At 58.0% G+C, this 15,163-nt stretch carries 19 protein-coding genes; 11 read left to right on the forward strand and 8 right to left on the reverse strand.

The genetic code is table 11. The annotated features are described in order from the left end of the window. Positions 1-10 precede the first annotated feature (10 nt). From flgE to flgB, 4 genes are read right to left on the reverse strand one after another with little or no spacing between them, the layout of a single operon-like run. A complete protein-coding gene (flgE, locus tag K7H94_RS11345) occupies positions 11-1,213 on the reverse strand; it encodes a flagellar hook protein FlgE (protein WP_021506420.1) in 1,203 nt (400 codons plus the stop codon). Between the two features lie 25 nt (positions 1,214-1,238). Beyond that, positions 1,239-1,913 (reverse strand): flagellar hook assembly protein FlgD, encoded by a 675-nt coding sequence (gene flgD / locus K7H94_RS11350; protein ID WP_021506421.1) that lies wholly within the window; start codon positions 1,911-1,913, stop codon positions 1,239-1,241. Between the two features lie 12 nt (positions 1,914-1,925). Continuing rightward, entirely contained in the window at positions 1,926-2,330 is a 405-nt protein-coding gene (flgC, locus tag K7H94_RS11355) for a flagellar basal body rod protein FlgC (RefSeq protein ID WP_021506422.1), read from the reverse strand. A gap of 2 nt (positions 2,331-2,332) precedes the next feature. Beyond that, entirely contained in the window at positions 2,333-2,746 is a 414-nt protein-coding gene (gene flgB / locus K7H94_RS11360) for a flagellar basal body rod protein FlgB (protein ID WP_021506423.1), read from the reverse strand. 154 nt (positions 2,747-2,900) lie between these two features. Here flgB and flgA point away from each other — a divergent pair, with 154 nt between their 5' ends. The 3 genes from flgA to flgN all read left to right on the forward strand — a co-directional run bounded on the left by flgA (position 2,901) and on the right by flgN (position 4,406). Next, positions 2,901-3,560, forward strand: a complete 660-nt coding sequence (gene flgA / locus K7H94_RS11365; RefSeq protein WP_021506424.1) for a flagellar basal body P-ring formation chaperone FlgA — start codon at positions 2,901-2,903, stop codon at positions 3,558-3,560. Positions 3,561-3,666: 106 nt separating this feature from the next. Next, complete coding sequence (gene flgM / locus K7H94_RS11370) at positions 3,667-3,969, forward strand: flagellar biosynthesis anti-sigma factor FlgM (protein ID WP_058775421.1); 303 nt, start codon at positions 3,667-3,669, stop codon at positions 3,967-3,969. A 5-nt stretch (positions 3,970-3,974) separates the two neighbouring features. Continuing rightward, on the forward strand, positions 3,975-4,406 hold the full coding sequence (flgN, locus tag K7H94_RS11375) for a flagellar export chaperone FlgN (RefSeq protein WP_058775420.1): 432 nt from the start codon (positions 3,975-3,977) through the stop codon (positions 4,404-4,406). A 66-nt stretch (positions 4,407-4,472) separates the two neighbouring features. Here flgN and murJ read toward each other — a convergent pair whose 3' ends face one another. From murJ to rimJ, 4 genes are all read right to left on the reverse strand, one after another. Beyond that, entirely contained in the window at positions 4,473-6,011 is a 1,539-nt protein-coding gene (gene murJ, locus K7H94_RS11380) for a murein biosynthesis integral membrane protein MurJ (protein ID WP_058775419.1), read from the reverse strand. A 111-nt stretch (positions 6,012-6,122) separates the two neighbouring features. Beyond that, positions 6,123-7,052 (reverse strand): Gfo/Idh/MocA family protein, encoded by a 930-nt coding sequence (locus K7H94_RS11385; protein WP_222951058.1) that lies wholly within the window; start codon positions 7,050-7,052, stop codon positions 6,123-6,125. 1 nt (position 7,053) lies between these two features. Further along, positions 7,054-7,698 carry a DUF480 domain-containing protein gene (locus tag K7H94_RS11390; protein ID WP_222951059.1) on the reverse strand — a complete coding sequence of 215 codons (645 nt, stop codon included), beginning with the start codon at positions 7,696-7,698 and terminating at the stop codon, positions 7,054-7,056. A gap of 15 nt (positions 7,699-7,713) precedes the next feature. Continuing rightward, positions 7,714-8,307 (reverse strand): ribosomal protein S5-alanine N-acetyltransferase, encoded by a 594-nt coding sequence (gene rimJ / locus K7H94_RS11395; protein WP_021506430.1) that lies wholly within the window; start codon positions 8,305-8,307, stop codon positions 7,714-7,716. Between the two features lie 244 nt (positions 8,308-8,551). On the opposite strand from rimJ, the gene mdtH reads away from it, so the two are divergent. From mdtH to solA, 8 genes are all read left to right on the forward strand, one after another. Continuing rightward, positions 8,552-9,754 carry a multidrug efflux MFS transporter MdtH gene (gene mdtH, locus K7H94_RS11400; protein WP_104092805.1) on the forward strand — a complete coding sequence of 401 codons (1,203 nt, stop codon included), beginning with the start codon at positions 8,552-8,554 and terminating at the stop codon, positions 9,752-9,754. Between the two features lie 89 nt (positions 9,755-9,843). Then, positions 9,844-10,491: a glutaredoxin 2 gene (grxB, locus tag K7H94_RS11405; protein ID WP_222951060.1), complete on the forward strand. Its 648-nt coding sequence runs from the start codon at positions 9,844-9,846 to the stop codon at positions 10,489-10,491. A gap of 115 nt (positions 10,492-10,606) precedes the next feature. Further along, the gene (locus tag K7H94_RS11410) at positions 10,607-11,170 is read left to right on the forward strand and encodes a lipoprotein (protein WP_021506433.1); all 564 of its coding nucleotides are present in this window, start codon (positions 10,607-10,609) and stop codon (positions 11,168-11,170) included. 210 nt (positions 11,171-11,380) lie between these two features. Then, on the forward strand, positions 11,381-12,427 hold the full coding sequence (gene pyrC, locus K7H94_RS11415) for a dihydroorotase (RefSeq protein WP_222951061.1): 1,047 nt from the start codon (positions 11,381-11,383) through the stop codon (positions 12,425-12,427). Positions 12,428-12,495: 68 nt separating this feature from the next. Next, complete coding sequence (dinI, locus tag K7H94_RS11420; protein WP_021506435.1) at positions 12,496-12,741, forward strand: DNA damage-inducible protein I; 246 nt, start codon at positions 12,496-12,498, stop codon at positions 12,739-12,741. Positions 12,742-12,885: 144 nt separating this feature from the next. Next, positions 12,886-13,155 (forward strand): hypothetical protein, encoded by a 270-nt coding sequence (locus K7H94_RS11425; RefSeq protein WP_010617279.1) that lies wholly within the window; start codon positions 12,886-12,888, stop codon positions 13,153-13,155. Between the two features lie 287 nt (positions 13,156-13,442). Beyond that, complete coding sequence (gene bssS / locus K7H94_RS11430; protein WP_021506436.1) at positions 13,443-13,697, forward strand: biofilm formation regulator BssS; 255 nt, start codon at positions 13,443-13,445, stop codon at positions 13,695-13,697. A gap of 106 nt (positions 13,698-13,803) precedes the next feature. Next, positions 13,804-14,919 carry an N-methyl-L-tryptophan oxidase gene (gene solA, locus K7H94_RS11435; RefSeq protein ID WP_222951062.1) on the forward strand — a complete coding sequence of 372 codons (1,116 nt, stop codon included), beginning with the start codon at positions 13,804-13,806 and terminating at the stop codon, positions 14,917-14,919. The last annotated feature ends 244 nt before the right edge of the window (positions 14,920-15,163 follow it).

A 15,163-nucleotide genomic window follows, 5' to 3' on the forward strand; every position in this document is an offset into this window, starting at 1 on the left:
CGTTAGCGTATTAACGAAGGTTGACCAGGGTGTTAAGAATCTGGTCCTGCGTTTTGATGGTCTGGCTGTTGGCCTGATAGTTACGCTGGGCAACGATCATATTCACCAGCTCTTTACTCAGGTCGACGTTGGACGCTTCCAGCGCGCCGGAGGTCAGGTTGCCGTAGGTACCGGTGCCTGCCAGACCGACTGCCGCCTGGCCCGAAGAGTTGGTTGCCGACCAGACGTTATCGCCTTCGGACTTCAGCCCTTCCGGGTTAGAGAAACTCGCCAGCACAATCTGACCCAGCAGCTGGGTTTTCTGGTTGGAGTAAGTCCCGGTGATGGTGCCGTCGTCGTTGATGGTGTAGCTGGTCAGATCGCCCGGTGCATAGCCATCCTGGGTTGGGTTACCGAAGTTGGTTTTGCCGGTGTTCTGCTGCAGGCTGCCGAGCACGCTGAGGCTGACGGCCTGGTTGGCCGCAGCACCGTTGGCACCCTGAATGGTCAGCGCCACTGTGCTGGCCGAGGTCAGGTTACCGCTGGTATCGAATACCATGTTGAAGTTACCGGCAGCCTGACCGGTGGTGGAATCAATCGCGTGCACCGTCCAGTTGTTGTCGGCCGTTTTGACGTAGTACAGATCCAGCGCGTGGTCGTTACCCTGCGAGTCGTACACGGTCACGGTGCTTTTGGCGTTGTAAGTATCCACGTTGGTTGCCGTGAACGCACCGCCGGTTGGCACCGCATCGGTTGAGTTCAGGTTGGATACCATGGTGGCGGTAGTGGTGGCGCGCGCCGACATCTGGGTGGTAGGAATGCTCAGCGCGACCGGGTTGGCACCGGCCTGAATGGTTGGCGGAGTGCCGTTAGCCGGATAGCCGGTTACGGTCAGGCCCTGGGTGTTCACCAGGTTACGGTTTTCGTCCAGCGTGAACTGGCCGTTGCGCGAATAGAACACGCCGCCGCTGGCGTCGGTCAGACGGAAAAAACCGTTGCCGCTCAGCGCCACGTCCAGCCCACGGCTGGTAGAGGTGGTGGTGCCGTCGTTAAAGTTCTGAATCACCGCTGCGACTTTGGTACCCATACCCACGTTCGAACCGGCGAACATATCGGCAAACGCGATGGTGCTGGATTTAAAGCCGGCCGTCGCAGAGTTGGCGATGTTGTTACCAATAACGTCGAGGTTGCTGGAGGCAGCGCCCAGGCCGCTCACCGCTTGTGAAAATGACATGCTATTTCTCCTGCTAAGAGGTTAGTCAGAGAATCTGACGAATTTCATCGAGGGTCGCGGAGCCCATGGTGCCGAGATCCAGTTTTGCGGTGTTATTCACGGTGCTGACGCCATTGACATAGGCGTAGTTCAGCGGCTGTGCCACCAGTTGGGTGCTGCCATTGCTGGCGGCGAGTGAAACCGTATATTTGCCGTCCGGTGCGGCGCTGCCATCGTCCATCTTGCCGTCCCACGAGAAGGTGTGAACGCCGGCGCTGAGACCGCCGAGATCGATGGAGCGCACTACGCTGCCGTTGCCATCTTTGATGGTGACGCTGGTGGCGGTCGACGCGGTGCCCAGCTCCACGCCAAACGGCGTGCTGGTGCCGCTGCCGACCAGCACCTGGCTGCCCTTCACCATCACGCCATGGCCGATCAGCGTTGAGCTCTGCAGCGACTGGCTGGTGCTGATCTGACCGGAGATCGATCCCAGCGTGGTATTGAGTTTTTCAATGCCGCTCAGGGTGTTGATCTGCGTCAGCTGGGTTGTCAGCTGACTGTTGTCCATCGGGTTAGTCGGGTCCTGATTTTTTAGCTGCGTCACCAGCATGTTCAGGAACTGGTTTTGCAGATCCTGCGCGCTGTTGCCGCTGCCGGTGCTGCTGCTGGAGCTGAGGACCGTGGGGTCGAGGTTGTCTTTAATCCCTACTGCAAGGCTCATAATGCGTCTCCGTTACTGACCCATGGTGAGGGTTTTCATCATCATTGACTTCACCGTGTTCAGCACTTCGACGTTGGCCTGATAGCTGCGCGACGCGGACATGGTGTTAACGGTTTCGGCGACCACGTCGACGTTAGGCATTTTGACGTAGCCTTTCTGGTCAGCCAGCGGATTACCCGGGTCATACACCAGTTTGGCGGGCGTCGGGTCGTTCACGACACCGGCTACTTTGACGCCGCCGGTGGCCGCGCCCTGAGCGGCATCGGTCTGGAAAATCACCTGCTTCGCCACATACGGCTGACCGTCCGGCCCGGTGACGCTGTCGGCGTTGGCCAGGTTACTGGCGCTGACGTTGAGCCGCTGTGACTGTGCGGTCATCGCAGAACCGGCGATATCAAAGATATTCAGCAATGCCATGATTATTGCCCCTGCAGAACGCTCATCATGCCTTTGATCTGGCTACTGATGAGGGTGAGATCGGTTTGGTATTTCAGGCTGTTATCCGCAAACTGCGTACGCTCGCGATCCATATCCACGGTGTTACCATCCGCGGCAGGCTGATCGGGAATACGGTACAGCAGATCCAGTGCGGGCTGTGAGTTGGTCTGCGCTTCAATGTGACGTGATGACGTGACATTGAGCGCCAGGCTGCTGCCTTCGGCACGGCCGTTCTGCATCACCTTGCTCAGCTGGCTGGCAAAGTCGATATCCCGCGCCTGGTAGCCCGGGGTATCGGCGTTGGCAATGTTAGACGCCAGGATCTCCTGGCGCTGCGCCCGCAGGTTTAATGCTTCTGTACCAAATCGCAGCGCGGCATCGAGTTTGTCGAGCATGCTTCCTCCGCGAATGAGAATTTCGAGCTGACAGCTTAATGGGACAAAAGCAAGGGCTATCGTCTGAATAGCAGCAAAAATCGTGGCTATTTTTCACCTTGAATTTTTGGTGCGCGGAGTAGACTCAGTGCCATCTTTTCGACAGGAGGCGTTGATGCGTACAACTTCTTCCCTGCTGGCCCTGCTGTGGCTGGCCTTCGCGACGCCCGGCTATGCCGCCGATCTCAGCGCGCAGCTGACTCAGTTCTTTCAGGCACGCGATCCGCAGCACGCCGCCGGTATGACCGTGGTGGTCCGCACGCCGCAGACGCAGTGGCCCGCCTGCGACACACCGCAGCTGCTGCTGCCGGGTAACAGTCGCCAGTGGGGCAATCTGAGCATTGCCGCCAGTTGCGGCCAGAATCGTCGCTATCTGCAGGTGCAGGTGCAGGTCACCGGCGAGTATCTGGTGGCCAATCGTCAGCTGGCGCGTGGCAGCAACGTCAGCGCCAGTGATTTCCGCCTGGAGAGTGGCCGGCTGGATACGCTGCCGGCGCGCGCGCTGCTCAGCAGCAGCAATCTGGCGGACGCCATTGCCCTGCGTGACATTGCGCCAGGCCAGCCGGTGACGGCCACCATGCTGCGCCAGCCGTGGCGGGTGAAAGCCGGTCAGAATGTGATGGTGATTGCCAGCGGCAACGGCTTTAATGCCAGCAGTGAAGGTCGTGCGTTAAACAACGCCAGCGCGGCGCAGACGGTGCGCGTGCGCATGAGCAATGGCCAGGTGGTAAGCGGTCGTGTCAGCGAGGATGGGAATATTCTGATATCGCTATAAAGCGTTAAAGAACGCTGTTGTTCTGCCGATAGAGATATCAACAATGATATTACCCTATGCTGACTCAGTTGGCTGATCCCCAACTGACCCTAACAGGAGCCACACCATGAGTATCGACAGAACGCAGCCTTTAAAACCGGTGAGCACTGTACAAACCCGTGACAGCAGCGACAACCAGGCAAAAGTGCGTCAGAACAGCGCACCGGCCGCCAGCACCAGCCAGAATGGTGCAGAAGTGACGCTGAGTCCCGCTCAGGCGCAGCTGATGCAGCCGGGCAGCAAAGATATTAACACAGCGCGCGTAGAGCAGCTGAAGACCGCCATTCGTAATGGTGAACTGAAAATGGATACCGGTAAGATCGCCGATGCGCTGATCGCCGATACCAGGGCGTTTTTAGAGGGTAAATAGTCCCGATGGATAATCTGCTGACCACCTTAGATAAAATGCAGGATGTGCTGAGTTCGCTTAACGTCGTGATGGATGAAGAGCAGCAGCAACTTTCTGCCGGACGGATTAATGGCAACCTGCTGCAGCGCATTACAGAAGATAAAAGCGCGCTGCTGACGACGTTGAATTATCTGGACGAAATGCGCCGCAAAACCGAGCTGTCGCTGGGTACCAAAGCGCCTTATCGTGGTCACAGTGATATCGCACGCCGCTGGCACAGCATTCAGCAACATACCCAGCGTCTGCGCGACGCCAATCAGCACAATGGCATGCTGTTGCAGCATCAGATGACCTTTACCGAACAGGCGCTGTCGGTGCTGAAACCGCATCAGACCCAGTCCTTTTACGGCCCGGACGGCCGCGGTTTAGGCCAGAGCACGCTGAGCCGCAAAGGCTAAACGCAGCCGTGCTGCGGGTCCGCTGAATCAGGGTCGCCACACCGGGCGACCCTTTTTATTGTTCGCTCACACCGCCGTGCGGCGGGCAAAATCGCTCGGGCGGAAGCCCAGTAAACCGAGCATCACGAAGTAAGCGCCGCCGCCAATGGCGCACACCGCCGCCAGCCGCAGTAACCGCCACCACATCTGCCCCTCTTCCCACGCCGGCATCACCTGCAGAATGCCCAGCAGCGCAGCAGCCATCACCGCGACGGCGACCAGCAGACGCAGCAGGAAACCGTGCCAGCCCGGCTGCGGCTGAAAGATTTGCTGTTTGCGCAGCTGCCAGTAGAGCAGCGCCGCATTCAGGCAGGCCGCCAGACCAATCGACAGCGACAGACCAGCGTGCTTCAGCGGGCCAATAAACGCCAGGTTCATCAGCTGGGTCATGATCAAGGTGGCGATAGCAATCTTTACCGGCGTTTTGATGTCCTGCCGCGAATAAAAGCCCGGCGCCAGCACTTTCACCACGATCAGCCCCATCAGCCCAACCGAATAGGCAATCAGCGCGCGCTGGGTCATCGCCGCATCAAAAGCGGTAAATTTGCCGTACTGGAACAGCGCCACGGTCAGCGGACCGGAAAGAATACCCAGCGCAACCGCGCTCGGCAGCGCCAGCAGGAAGCACAGACGCAGGCCCCAGTCCATCAGACGGGAATATTCATCGTGATTGCCGCTGGCAAAACTCTTCGCCAGCGACGGCAGCAGGATGGTGCCGAGCGCCACGCCCAGCACGCCAGAGGGAAACTCCATCAGACGATCGGCGTAGTACATCCACGACACCGAGCCGGAGACCAGAAACGAGGCGAAAATGGTATTGATGATCAGCGAGATCTGGCTCACCGACACGCCGAGAATCGCCGGGCCCATCTGGCGCATCACCCGCCACACGCCGGCATCGCGCAGGTTGACGCGCGGCAGTACCAGCATGCCAATCTTTTTCAGGTGCGGCAGTTGATAAAACAGCTGCAGCAGCCCGCCCACCACCACTGCCCACGCCAGCGCCATCACCGGCGGATGGAAGTGCGGCGCGGCAAACAGCGCAAAGCCGATCATGCTGATATTCAGCAGCGTGGGCGCGAACGCCGGGACGGAGAAGCGGTTCCAGGTATTAAGAATCGCCCCGGCCAGCGATGCCAGCGAGATCAGCAGAATATAAGGAAAGGTGACGCGCAGCAGCGAACTGGTTAAGGCGAACTTGTCGGCGGTATCGGCAAAACCCGGCGCCGTTACCACGATTACCCAGGGGGCTGCGACCATGCCCAGCACCGTCACCACCGCCAGCACCAGCGTCAGCAGGCCTGATACATAGGCAACAAACACCCGCGTGGCGTCTTCGCCCTGCTTGCTTTTATATTCGGCAAGAATTGGCACGAAGGCCTGTGAAAAGGCGCCTTCGGCGAAAATACGGCGCAGCAGATTGGGCAGTTTGAACGCCACAAAAAAGGCATCGGTGGCCATGCCAGCCCCGAAAACGCGCGCCACAATGGCGTCGCGGGCAAAGCCCAGCACGCGGGAAAACAGGGTCATCGAACTGACCGCAGCCAGCGATTTCAGCAAATTCATAATGAGTGGCGCATCCTGAAAAGTGTCGGATAAATGAGCAACTTAGCGCGGACATCCTGCGATGTCCGGCGATAGTCTACTGCTGCGGTGGGAAATGACCAGCATTGAGTGTTACAAGGGATTATTCCTGACGGCGTCGCGCCACAGTTTTTCCACCAGACGCTGCGCCGCCAGCGCCTGTTCACCGCTGGTTTCAGGCATCGTCTGATTTTCTACGCACTGGATAAAATGGTGTGCCGCACCGCTGAAGCCACGCTGGGTCAGATGGCTTTGCCACGCCGGCGGGACATCACTGCGCAGGCCACTAAGCGTCTCTTCACGCCAGTCGCGCATCTCATTAATCTCGATGTAACGCCCGTCGCAGATGGCGCTGACCACTTCACGCTGCGTGCCCGCGCGGCGATGCATACTGGTGGTAATTTGCAGCGATCCGGCCGAGAAATGGTGCTCACCGTAGAGCATTGCGCCGTCATCATAGGTGTCGATATGGCCGAGCTCCAGCCTGAGCTTGCCGCCGGCCAGCCACAGCGCGGTATCGACCACGTGCAGATAATCATCCAGCAGGGTAAAGCGCAGGTCGTGCGGGCCGACGCTGTCTGCCCGGTGTTTCTCAATGCGCAGCGAGGACGCGCCCGGCAGCTGCGCTTTCAGCTGCTGGTAGCGCGGTGCAAAGCGCCGGTTGAAGGCCACCATCAGTTTGCGTTTGCGCTTTTCCGCCAGCGCCACCAGCGTCTCGGCCTGCTGCAGCGTTTCGGCCAGCGGCTTATCGACACAAACATCTTTACCGGCCAGCAGCAGCGCCTGCACCACCTCAAAATGGCTGGCGGTGCTGCTGTGCACAAACACCGCATCGCTGGCCGCCGCCAGCGCATCCAGCTGACTAAAATAAGGAATACGGTAACTGTCGCAGATCGGCTGCGCCCGCGCCTGGCTGGGCGAGAACGCGCCCACCAGCTGCCAGCCGCTGGCCTGCGCCAGCACCGGCAGCCAGGCTTTCTGCGCGATACCGCCAAGCCCCACCACACCAATACGCAGCGTCATTTCACGCCTCCCGCTGCAGCAGTTGCTGCAGCTGAGCATCAAGGCGCGCCACCTGCGCTTCCAGCTGAGCAACGCGCGCGCCCAGATCTTCAGGTTCAGGCGACGCTGTGAGGCTGGCAGGTAGCTCATCCGCCACCTCGCCGCCAAACAGGTGCATATAGCGGCTTTCACGCTTGCCCGGCTCGCGTGCCAGACGCACGACCATGGGGCCGTCGTCGCGCGTTGCCAGCCCCTCCAGCGTGCGTTCCACTTCGGCCATGTCCTGAAACTCATGCAGACGACCACTGCGGGTACGCAGTTCGCCCGGCGTCTGCGCGCCGCGCAGGAACAGTAGCGTCAGCACCGCCACTTCGGCGGCATTCAGCTGCAGATTGCCAAACGCCGAGTTGCAGAAACGCTGTTCATATTTGCTGACGCGCTGACCGAAACCGCTGTTAGCGGTGACCAGATGCTTTTTCACCAGTTCATCAAGCTGCGCCTGCACCTCACTTTCGCTCAGGTTCATCACCGGCTCGCGGTTAGATTTCTGATTACAGGCGGTGACCACGCCATTGAGGGATAACGGATACTGATCCGGCGTGGTGACCTGCTTCTCCAGCAGGCAGCCGATCACGCGCAATGCCTGCGCGGAGAGAGCCATCTTCATTACGTGTTCCTTTTATTATTGTCCGCGACGATCCGGGTTCCATTCGCGCCAGGTAAGCGCCGTCAGCACATGATCCTGCCAGCGGCCATCAATCAGTAAATAGTCTTTGGCGTAGCCCTCTTTTTCAAAACCGAGGCGCGCCAGCAAATCACCGCTGCGCTGATTGTGCGGCATATAGTTGGCCATGATGCGATGAATGCGCTGCTGGCGTTGCATGTAGCGAATCGCCGCCTGCAGCGCCTCAAACATCATGCCCTGCCCCTGCCACTTCTCTCCCAGCGAGTAGCCGAGATAGCAGGCATGAAACGATCCGCGCAGCACATTGCTGAAGTTAGCGACGCCGCGCACTTCATGCTCTTCCGGGTCCATCAGCACAAAATAGAACGCGGAGCCCTGTTTATGCATGTCGGCAATTAAACCCAGGCGCGCCTGCCAGCCAGAGGGATAACAGTGGCTCTCATCGCGCACCGGTTCCCAGGGTTTAAGAAAGGCGCGGTTTTCGGCGTAGTAATCCGCCAGACGCCAGGCATCGCGTTCATGTACTAAACGCACCACCAGACGATCGGTGGTAAGCCGCACGCGCGGGCCAGCAGAGCGATAGCCAAACATCATGACTCCTGAAATCCATAACGAAAGAAAGATGTACGCCAGCGGCGTTACTTCTCACTATAACCGTCACCCCGGCTGCGGTAAAACCCCGCGCATCGCTCACGGCAATTGATTCCGATTAAGGATTAATTTCTCTTCAGGCTGGATAAAAAAATATCATCCTGAAAACACTATTTTTCCCGCCGGAGCAGGCAGAAAATAGACCAGCTGGTCACTTTTCCTTCTCACTTGCTCAGGATTCAGCATGTCACGGGTTGCGCGGGCACGACGCCTTGGAAAAACGTTTCTGTTAGTCGATAACATGCTGGTGGTAATGGGATTCTTTGTGGTGTTTCCCCTGATCTCCATTCACTTTGTGGAACAGCTTGGCTGGGCCGCGCTGCTGGTGGGCATTGCGCTCGGCCTGCGTCAGCTGGTGCAGCAGGGGCTTGGCATCTTCGGTGGGGCCATTGCTGACCGTTTTGGCGCGCGGCCGCTGATTGTCACCGGCATGCTGATGCGCGCCGCCGGTTTCGCCTGTATGGCGCTGGCGCATCAGCCGTGGCTGCTGTGGCTGGCCTGCCTGCTGTCCGGACTGGGCGGCACGCTGTTCGATCCGCCACGCAGCGCGCTGGTGGTGAAACTGGTGCGGGCACGCGAGCGCGGGCGCTTCTTTTCGCTGCTGATGATGCAGGACAGCGCCGGTGCGGTGCTGGGCGCGCTGATTGGCAGCTGGCTGCTGGCGTGGGATTTCCGTCTGGTGTGCTGGGTCGGTGCGGCGGTGTTTGTCGTCGCCGCCATCTTTAACGCCGTGTGGCTGCCAGCATGGCGCATCTCTACGGAGCGTATCGCCATGCGCGAGGGAATGCAGCGCGTGTGGCGCGACCGCCGTTTCCGCCTGTATGTCTTTACCCTGACCGGCTATTACATTCTCGCCGTGCAGGTGATGCTGATGCTGCCGGTCATGGTCAATCAGGTGGCGGGCGCACCGGCGGCGGTGAAGTGGATGTACGCGATTGAAGCGCTGCTGTCACTCAGCCTGCTCTATCCGCTGGCGCGCTGGAGTGAAAAGCGCTTCCGCCTGGAAACACGCCTGATGGCCGGACTGTTTCTGATGACCTTCAGCCTGCTGCCGGTTGGCATGACCGATTCGCTGCCGTCGCTGTTTTTGCTGATCGCCGTCTTCTATCTCGGATCGATCATCGCTGAACCGGCACGTGAAACCCTGAGTGCCTCCCTGGCCAGCGCCCGGGCACGCGGCAGCTACATGGGGTTCAGCCGGCTCGGCCTGGCGATTGGCGGGCTGATTGGCTACTCCGGTGGCGGCTGGATGTTCGATATGGGCCAGCAGCTGGCCCTGCCGGAGCTGCCGTGGATGCTGCTCAGCACCGTCGGCATGATCACGCTGCTGGCGCTGTGGTGGCAGTTCCAGCCGCGCCAGGTGGCACCGGCGATCTTCAGCAGCTAGTTTGCCGGTTCAGGCGTTCTCTTCCATACTTCCCGCACGTCCGGAAAAAGGGTGACCTCCGTCACCCTGAGAATCACAGGAGAAACGGGATGAAACTTTACATCTACGATCACTGCCCTTTCTGCGTCAAAGCACGCATGATATTTGGCCTGAAAAACCTGCCGGTTGAGCTGATTGTGATGCTCAATGATGAGGAAGCAACGCCGAAAAAGCTGATTGGCCAGAAAATGGCGCCGATTCTGCAAAAAGCCGATGGCAGTGCGATGCCAGAGAGCATGGATATCGTGCGCTTTGTCGATAATCAGGATCGCCAGCCGCTGCTGACCGGCAAGCAAAATCCCGCCATCGCCGACTGGCTGCGACGGGTCAATGGCTACATCAACAAACTACTGCTGCCGCGCATCGCTGAGGCCGCCTTTGCTGAATTTGCCACCCCCGAAGCGCGTGATTACTTCCGCGAAAAGAAACAGGCCAGCCTCGGTGACTTTGCCGAACTGCGTAAGCATGCCCCGGGCTTCATCAAAAATATCAGTGATGATCTGCGCCAGCTGGATAAATTGATCGTCAAACCCAATGCGGTGAACGGCGAGTTGTCTGAGGATGACATTCATCTGTTTCCGCTGCTGCGCTCGCTGACGCTGGTTTCCGGTATCGAATGGCCGAGCCGCGTTGCCGACTACCGCGATAATATGGCGAAACAGACGCAGGTGAATCTGCTGTCGTCGATTGCGGCCTGATGGCGCTGTGATGAGAAGCGCGCGGCTGCGTTTCTCATCTCTCTCCTGGTGACACCTGGCCCTGAATCAGGCAGGCTTAAGGCTGTTTGGCCGTATCAACCAGGAAGAAGAAATGATGAAGAAGGCGTTTCCCGGGCTGTTTGCCCTGTTTTTTGCCGTGCTGCTCAGCGGCTGTAACCAATTGACGCAATACACCATCAGCGAGCAGGAAGTGAATCAGGCGCTGCAAAAGCGCAACAACTACGAGAAAGACATCGGCGTGTCCGGGCTGGTGAATGCCCATATTGTACTGACCGACCTGAGCAGCCAGATTGGCCGTGAAGAACCCGGCAAAGTAACGCTGTCTGGTAAAGCCAACATCAACGTCAGCTCGCTGTTTGGTCCGCAGCAGGCCGAAATGCAGCTGAAGATGAAAGCGCAACCGGTGTATAACGCGCAGCAGGGCGCCATCTATCTGCAGGACCTCGAAATCGTCGACGCGCAGGTGCAACCTGAGAAGATGGCGTCGATCATGAAAACCCTTACGCCGTATCTGAACGAATCCCTCAAGCGCTATTTCAATGAAAAACCCGCCTACGTGCTGAGCGCCGACCGCAGCAAAGGTGAGGCGCTGGCGAAGAAACTGGCTAAAGGGCTGGAAGTGAAGCCTGGCCAGCTGGTGATTCCGTTTACCGATTAACGTTGCAAGCGGCCGTTCTCAGTGGCGGCCCTGTATAGCGTGGCAGGATGCCGGCATTATTCTGCCCGCGCCTGCCGCGCAACCTGCCGCGCCTGCGGTTATTTCTCTGCCGCACTGCAAAATCCCGTGCAAACGGTTGCCCGCCCCCTTATGATTAGTCCCCGGCCTAAACGAGCCATTTCGTTTTCACCTCAGCCGGAGCCTTTTTGAATGACAGCCCAACCCCAGCAAATCACGATTCGCCGCCCTGACGACTGGCACATCCACCTGCGCGATGGCGCGATGCTCAATGCAGTGCTGCCCTATACCAGCGCGGTGAATGGTCGTGCGATTGTCATGCCAAATCTGGTTCCGCCGGTCACCAGCGTTGCGGCTGCCGAAGCGTATCGCGCACGCATCATGGCGGCGCTGCCTGCTGGGCATCACTTCACGCCGCTGATGACCTGTTACCTCACCGATTCGCTCGATGCGGACGAAATCGAACGCGGCTTCCGCAGCGGTATTTTTACGGCGGCAAAACTCTATCCGGCACACGCCACCACCAACTCCAGCCATGGCGTCACCAACATTGCTTCAATTGCCTGCGTGCTGGAGCGCATGCAGGAAATCGGTATGCCGATGCTGGTGCACGGCGAAGTCACCGATGCGCACATTGATATCTTTGATCGTGAAGCGCGCTTCATCGAAACCGTGCTGCAGCCGCTGCGCCAGCAGTTCCCGGGCCTGAAAGTGGTGATGGAACACATCACCACGAAGGAAGCTGCGGAATATGTAGCCGCCGGTAACGAACTGCTTGGCGCGACCATTACGCCACAGCATCTGATGTTCAACCGCAACCACATGCTGGTGGGCGGCGTGCGCCCGCATCTTTACTGTCTGCCCATTCTGAAGCGCAACATTCATCAGGAAGCGCTGCGTAACCTGGTGGCAAGCGGCAACCGGCGTGTCTTCCTGGGCACCGACACGGCACCGCACCTGCGCCACCTGAAAGAAGCCAGCTGCGGCTGTGCCGGTGTATTTAATGCGCCGACGTCGCTGCCCGCTTATCTGACCGTATTTGAAGAGCTTGGCGCACTGGAGCATTTTGAAGCCTTCTGCTCTGAGAACGGCCCCAGTTTCTACGGCCTGCCGCTCAACGACGGTACCCTGACGCTGGTGCGTGAGCCGTGGACGGTGCAGGAGAGCATCACGGTCGCTGACGATACGCTGGTTCCGTTCCTCGCCGGTGAAACCCTTAACTGGCGCATCAAAGAATAATCATCTGCCGCTTGCCTTCGGGAATTTTATACTGTACAAATAACCAGTATATTATCCCGGAGGCGTTTATGCGTGTTGAAATTACAGTAGCAAAGACTCAGCCCCTTCCCGCCGGTGCACTGGATGCACTGAGCGCTGAACTCACTCGCCGTATCTCCCGCGATTTTCCCGACGACAATCATCACGTCAAAGTGCGCTATGCCGGTGGTAACCAGCTCAGCGTGTTTGGCGGCTGTAAAGAATCACGCGACCGCATCAGCGATATTTTGCAGGAAACCTGGGAAAGCGCTGACGACTGGTTTATTACCGATTAACCGCCACTGTGCCGTTTTTGCCGGGCCCGCCGCCCGGCTTTTTTGTTTTTATTTCCCGCTCGCCAGAAAAACCCGCGCCAGCTAGACTCTGATTAAACGATGTCCTATTCTTGCCTCGTCGTGCTTACAGGAGGTGTGTTGCACATGACTACTGAAAAACCAGAAGAGGCGATGACGTTTGGGGAATTACTGGCCTTCATTGCTGAACAGCAACGCCGTTTGACCGTGCTGGAAAATGCCTTTGCTACGCTGACCTTCTGTCTGGACGATCGCGCCAGTCAGCTGCTGGCTCACAATCTGACGCTCGAAGCGCAAAACCAAAATCATGACGCTCAGTTACAGCAGCATTTTGCCCGGCTGGCGGACGAGATCCACCGGCGCAAAGGGCAGCTGCCTGCCGAGTCGCAGGGATAATTTCAGATTTTTACCCTGGCGTTCAGCACGTTAAAGTTTTAATGCTGAGATGCCGATAATCGGTATGACGACATGTTGCGCTGCGACAATAAATACCCAGCTGCGTAAGGCGTTTATTTATTCGTTGAAAACCGGCTTTTGGCTGCTTTTATTTTGCTGTGTTTTTAACCACCACACTTTTTAACTACTGTACTGTTAATTCCATGTTATAATTATCTCGCTAGTGCAAGATACAGACGCATTGAACCTCGAAAGCACTTCGTTTAACGAGTAATAAGGAGGTTATAATGGACAGAAGTAAAGACGTCATCCAGACCCATCCGCTGGTGGGATGGGATATCAGCACCGTTGACAGCTATGACGCCATGATGATCCGCCTGCACTCGCTATCATCGCAGGACCAGAAAGAAGAAGAAGCTGACGTGGGCCCAACATACTGGCTGACAACTGACGTAGCCAGACAGTTTATCTCTATCCTCGAAGCTGGCATTGCAAAGATCGAGTCCACTGAGCAATACCTACGCGATAATCGCAAGCACTAATCATCACCATCGCGTGAAAAGGCACCCTACAGGGTGCCTTTTTCATGGGCGCACTCTTTTGATATGCTATTGAAAAAAATCGCCGTTTTGCAGGAGTGATGTCGTCATGGTTTATGATCTGATTGTGGTGGGAAGTGGTTCCGTCGGAGCTGCCGCGGGTTTCTACGCAACCCAGGCGGGCCTGTCGGTGCTGATGATCGACAGCGCGCACCCGCCCCACAGCCAGGGGACGCATCACGGCGAAACCCGCCTGATTCGTCACGCTTACGGCGAAGGTGAACGCTACGTGCCGCTGGTGCTGCGCGCCCAGACGCTGTGGGATGAGCTGGAGCGCCAGAGCGGCGAACGCATCATGCACCGTAGCGGCATTCTTAATCTGGCGCCGGCCAGCTCGGATTTCATTCACAACGTGATCGACAGCGCTAACCGCTGGCAGTTGGCGGTGCAGGTGTTACAGGCCGATGAGGTGCGTAAACGCTGGCCGCAGCTTAGCGTACCGGACGGCTACGTAGGCGTGTTTGAGCCCAACTCTGGCTTCCTGAAATGCGAACAGGCGGTGCGCAGCTGGGTGCAGCTGGCGGAACAGGCTGGCTGCGCGCAGCTGTTTAACTGCCCGGTCAGCGCGATTGGCCGCGAGGGCGATCTGCAGCAGGTCACCACCAGCGATGGCGTATTCCGCGCGCGCAAGCTACTGATCAGCGCCGGCACCTGGGTCAGTCAGCTGGTGGACAATCTGCCCGTTACGCCGGTGCGTAAGGTGTTTGCCTGGTATCAGGCCGATGGGCGCTACAGCGAAAATAACCAGTTCCCCGGCTTTACGGTAGAGATGCCGGATGGCAGCCATTTCTACGGCTTCCCGGCAGACAATAATGCCCTGAAAGTGGGACGCCACGATGGCGGTCAGCCGATGCAGACGCCAGCGGACCGCAAACCGTTCGGCAGCATCGCCGCTGACGGTAACGAAGCCTTTAGCTTCCTGCGCCAGTTTCTGCCAGGCGTAGGCGTGTGCCTGCATGGTGAAGCCTGCAGCTATGACAACACGCCGGATGAAGATTTTATTATCGATACCCTGCCCGGTGAGCCTGACCGACTGATCATCACCGGCCTGAGCGGCCACGGGTTTAAATTCGCCAGCGTGCTGGGTGAACTGGCCAGCGAATTTGCGCAGAATAAACCGCTCTCCTTTGACCTCACGCCCTTCTCACTTTCGCGTTTTGCCTGATTTTGTTGCTGCCGGTGCGGAGCGCACTGGCAGTTATTGACCTTTCCTGACACAGATTTACTTTCCGCCCACGTTTATGGCGCATTTGGTGTAGCAATAGCCATTGCCGCCAGGGCTAAAACGGCTATTTGCTTATCTATTCAGAATTATTGAATTACACCGCCCGCCTTTCGCCATATATATCGAACCCGTAAATTCAAAGTTATAGAAAAGTAAGGACGATTGATTTTCTATTTCAGGTTGT

The organism is Pantoea dispersa (assembly GCF_019890955.1).
GTDB lineage: Bacteria > Pseudomonadota > Gammaproteobacteria > Enterobacterales > Enterobacteriaceae > Pantoea > Pantoea dispersa.

Coding starts and splice junctions, on each gene's coding strand:
- K7H94_RS11385 (WP_222951058.1), bottom strand. CDS start 7,052: ATGACGCTGCGTATTGGTGTGGTGGGGCTTGGCGGTATCGCGCAGAAA.
- pyrC (WP_222951061.1), top strand. CDS start 11,381: ATGACAGCCCAACCCCAGCAAATCACGATTCGCCGCCCTGACGACTGG.
- flgB (WP_021506423.1), bottom strand. CDS start 2,746: ATGCTCGACAAACTCGATGCCGCGCTGCGATTTGGTACAGAAGCATTA.
- flgE (WP_021506420.1), bottom strand. CDS start 1,213: ATGTCATTTTCACAAGCGGTGAGCGGCCTGGGCGCTGCCTCCAGCAAC.
- flgA (WP_021506424.1), top strand. CDS start 2,901: ATGCGTACAACTTCTTCCCTGCTGGCCCTGCTGTGGCTGGCCTTCGCG.
- flgD (WP_021506421.1), bottom strand. CDS start 1,913: ATGAGCCTTGCAGTAGGGATTAAAGACAACCTCGACCCCACGGTCCTC.
- dinI (WP_021506435.1), top strand. CDS start 12,496: ATGCGTGTTGAAATTACAGTAGCAAAGACTCAGCCCCTTCCCGCCGGT.
- bssS (WP_021506436.1), top strand. CDS start 13,443: ATGGACAGAAGTAAAGACGTCATCCAGACCCATCCGCTGGTGGGATGG.
- K7H94_RS11410 (WP_021506433.1), top strand. CDS start 10,607: ATGAAGAAGGCGTTTCCCGGGCTGTTTGCCCTGTTTTTTGCCGTGCTG.
- K7H94_RS11390 (WP_222951059.1), bottom strand. CDS start 7,698: ATGAAGATGGCTCTCTCCGCGCAGGCATTGCGCGTGATCGGCTGCCTG.
- murJ (WP_058775419.1), bottom strand. CDS start 6,011: ATGAATTTGCTGAAATCGCTGGCTGCGGTCAGTTCGATGACCCTGTTT.
- flgN (WP_058775420.1), top strand. CDS start 3,975: ATGGATAATCTGCTGACCACCTTAGATAAAATGCAGGATGTGCTGAGT.
- rimJ (WP_021506430.1), bottom strand. CDS start 8,307: ATGTTTGGCTATCGCTCTGCTGGCCCGCGCGTGCGGCTTACCACCGAT.
- K7H94_RS11425 (WP_010617279.1), top strand. CDS start 12,886: ATGACTACTGAAAAACCAGAAGAGGCGATGACGTTTGGGGAATTACTG.
- flgC (WP_021506422.1), bottom strand. CDS start 2,330: ATGGCATTGCTGAATATCTTTGATATCGCCGGTTCTGCGATGACCGCA.
- solA (WP_222951062.1), top strand. CDS start 13,804: ATGGTTTATGATCTGATTGTGGTGGGAAGTGGTTCCGTCGGAGCTGCC.
- grxB (WP_222951060.1), top strand. CDS start 9,844: ATGAAACTTTACATCTACGATCACTGCCCTTTCTGCGTCAAAGCACGC.
- flgM (WP_058775421.1), top strand. CDS start 3,667: ATGAGTATCGACAGAACGCAGCCTTTAAAACCGGTGAGCACTGTACAA.
- mdtH (WP_104092805.1), top strand. CDS start 8,552: ATGTCACGGGTTGCGCGGGCACGACGCCTTGGAAAAACGTTTCTGTTA.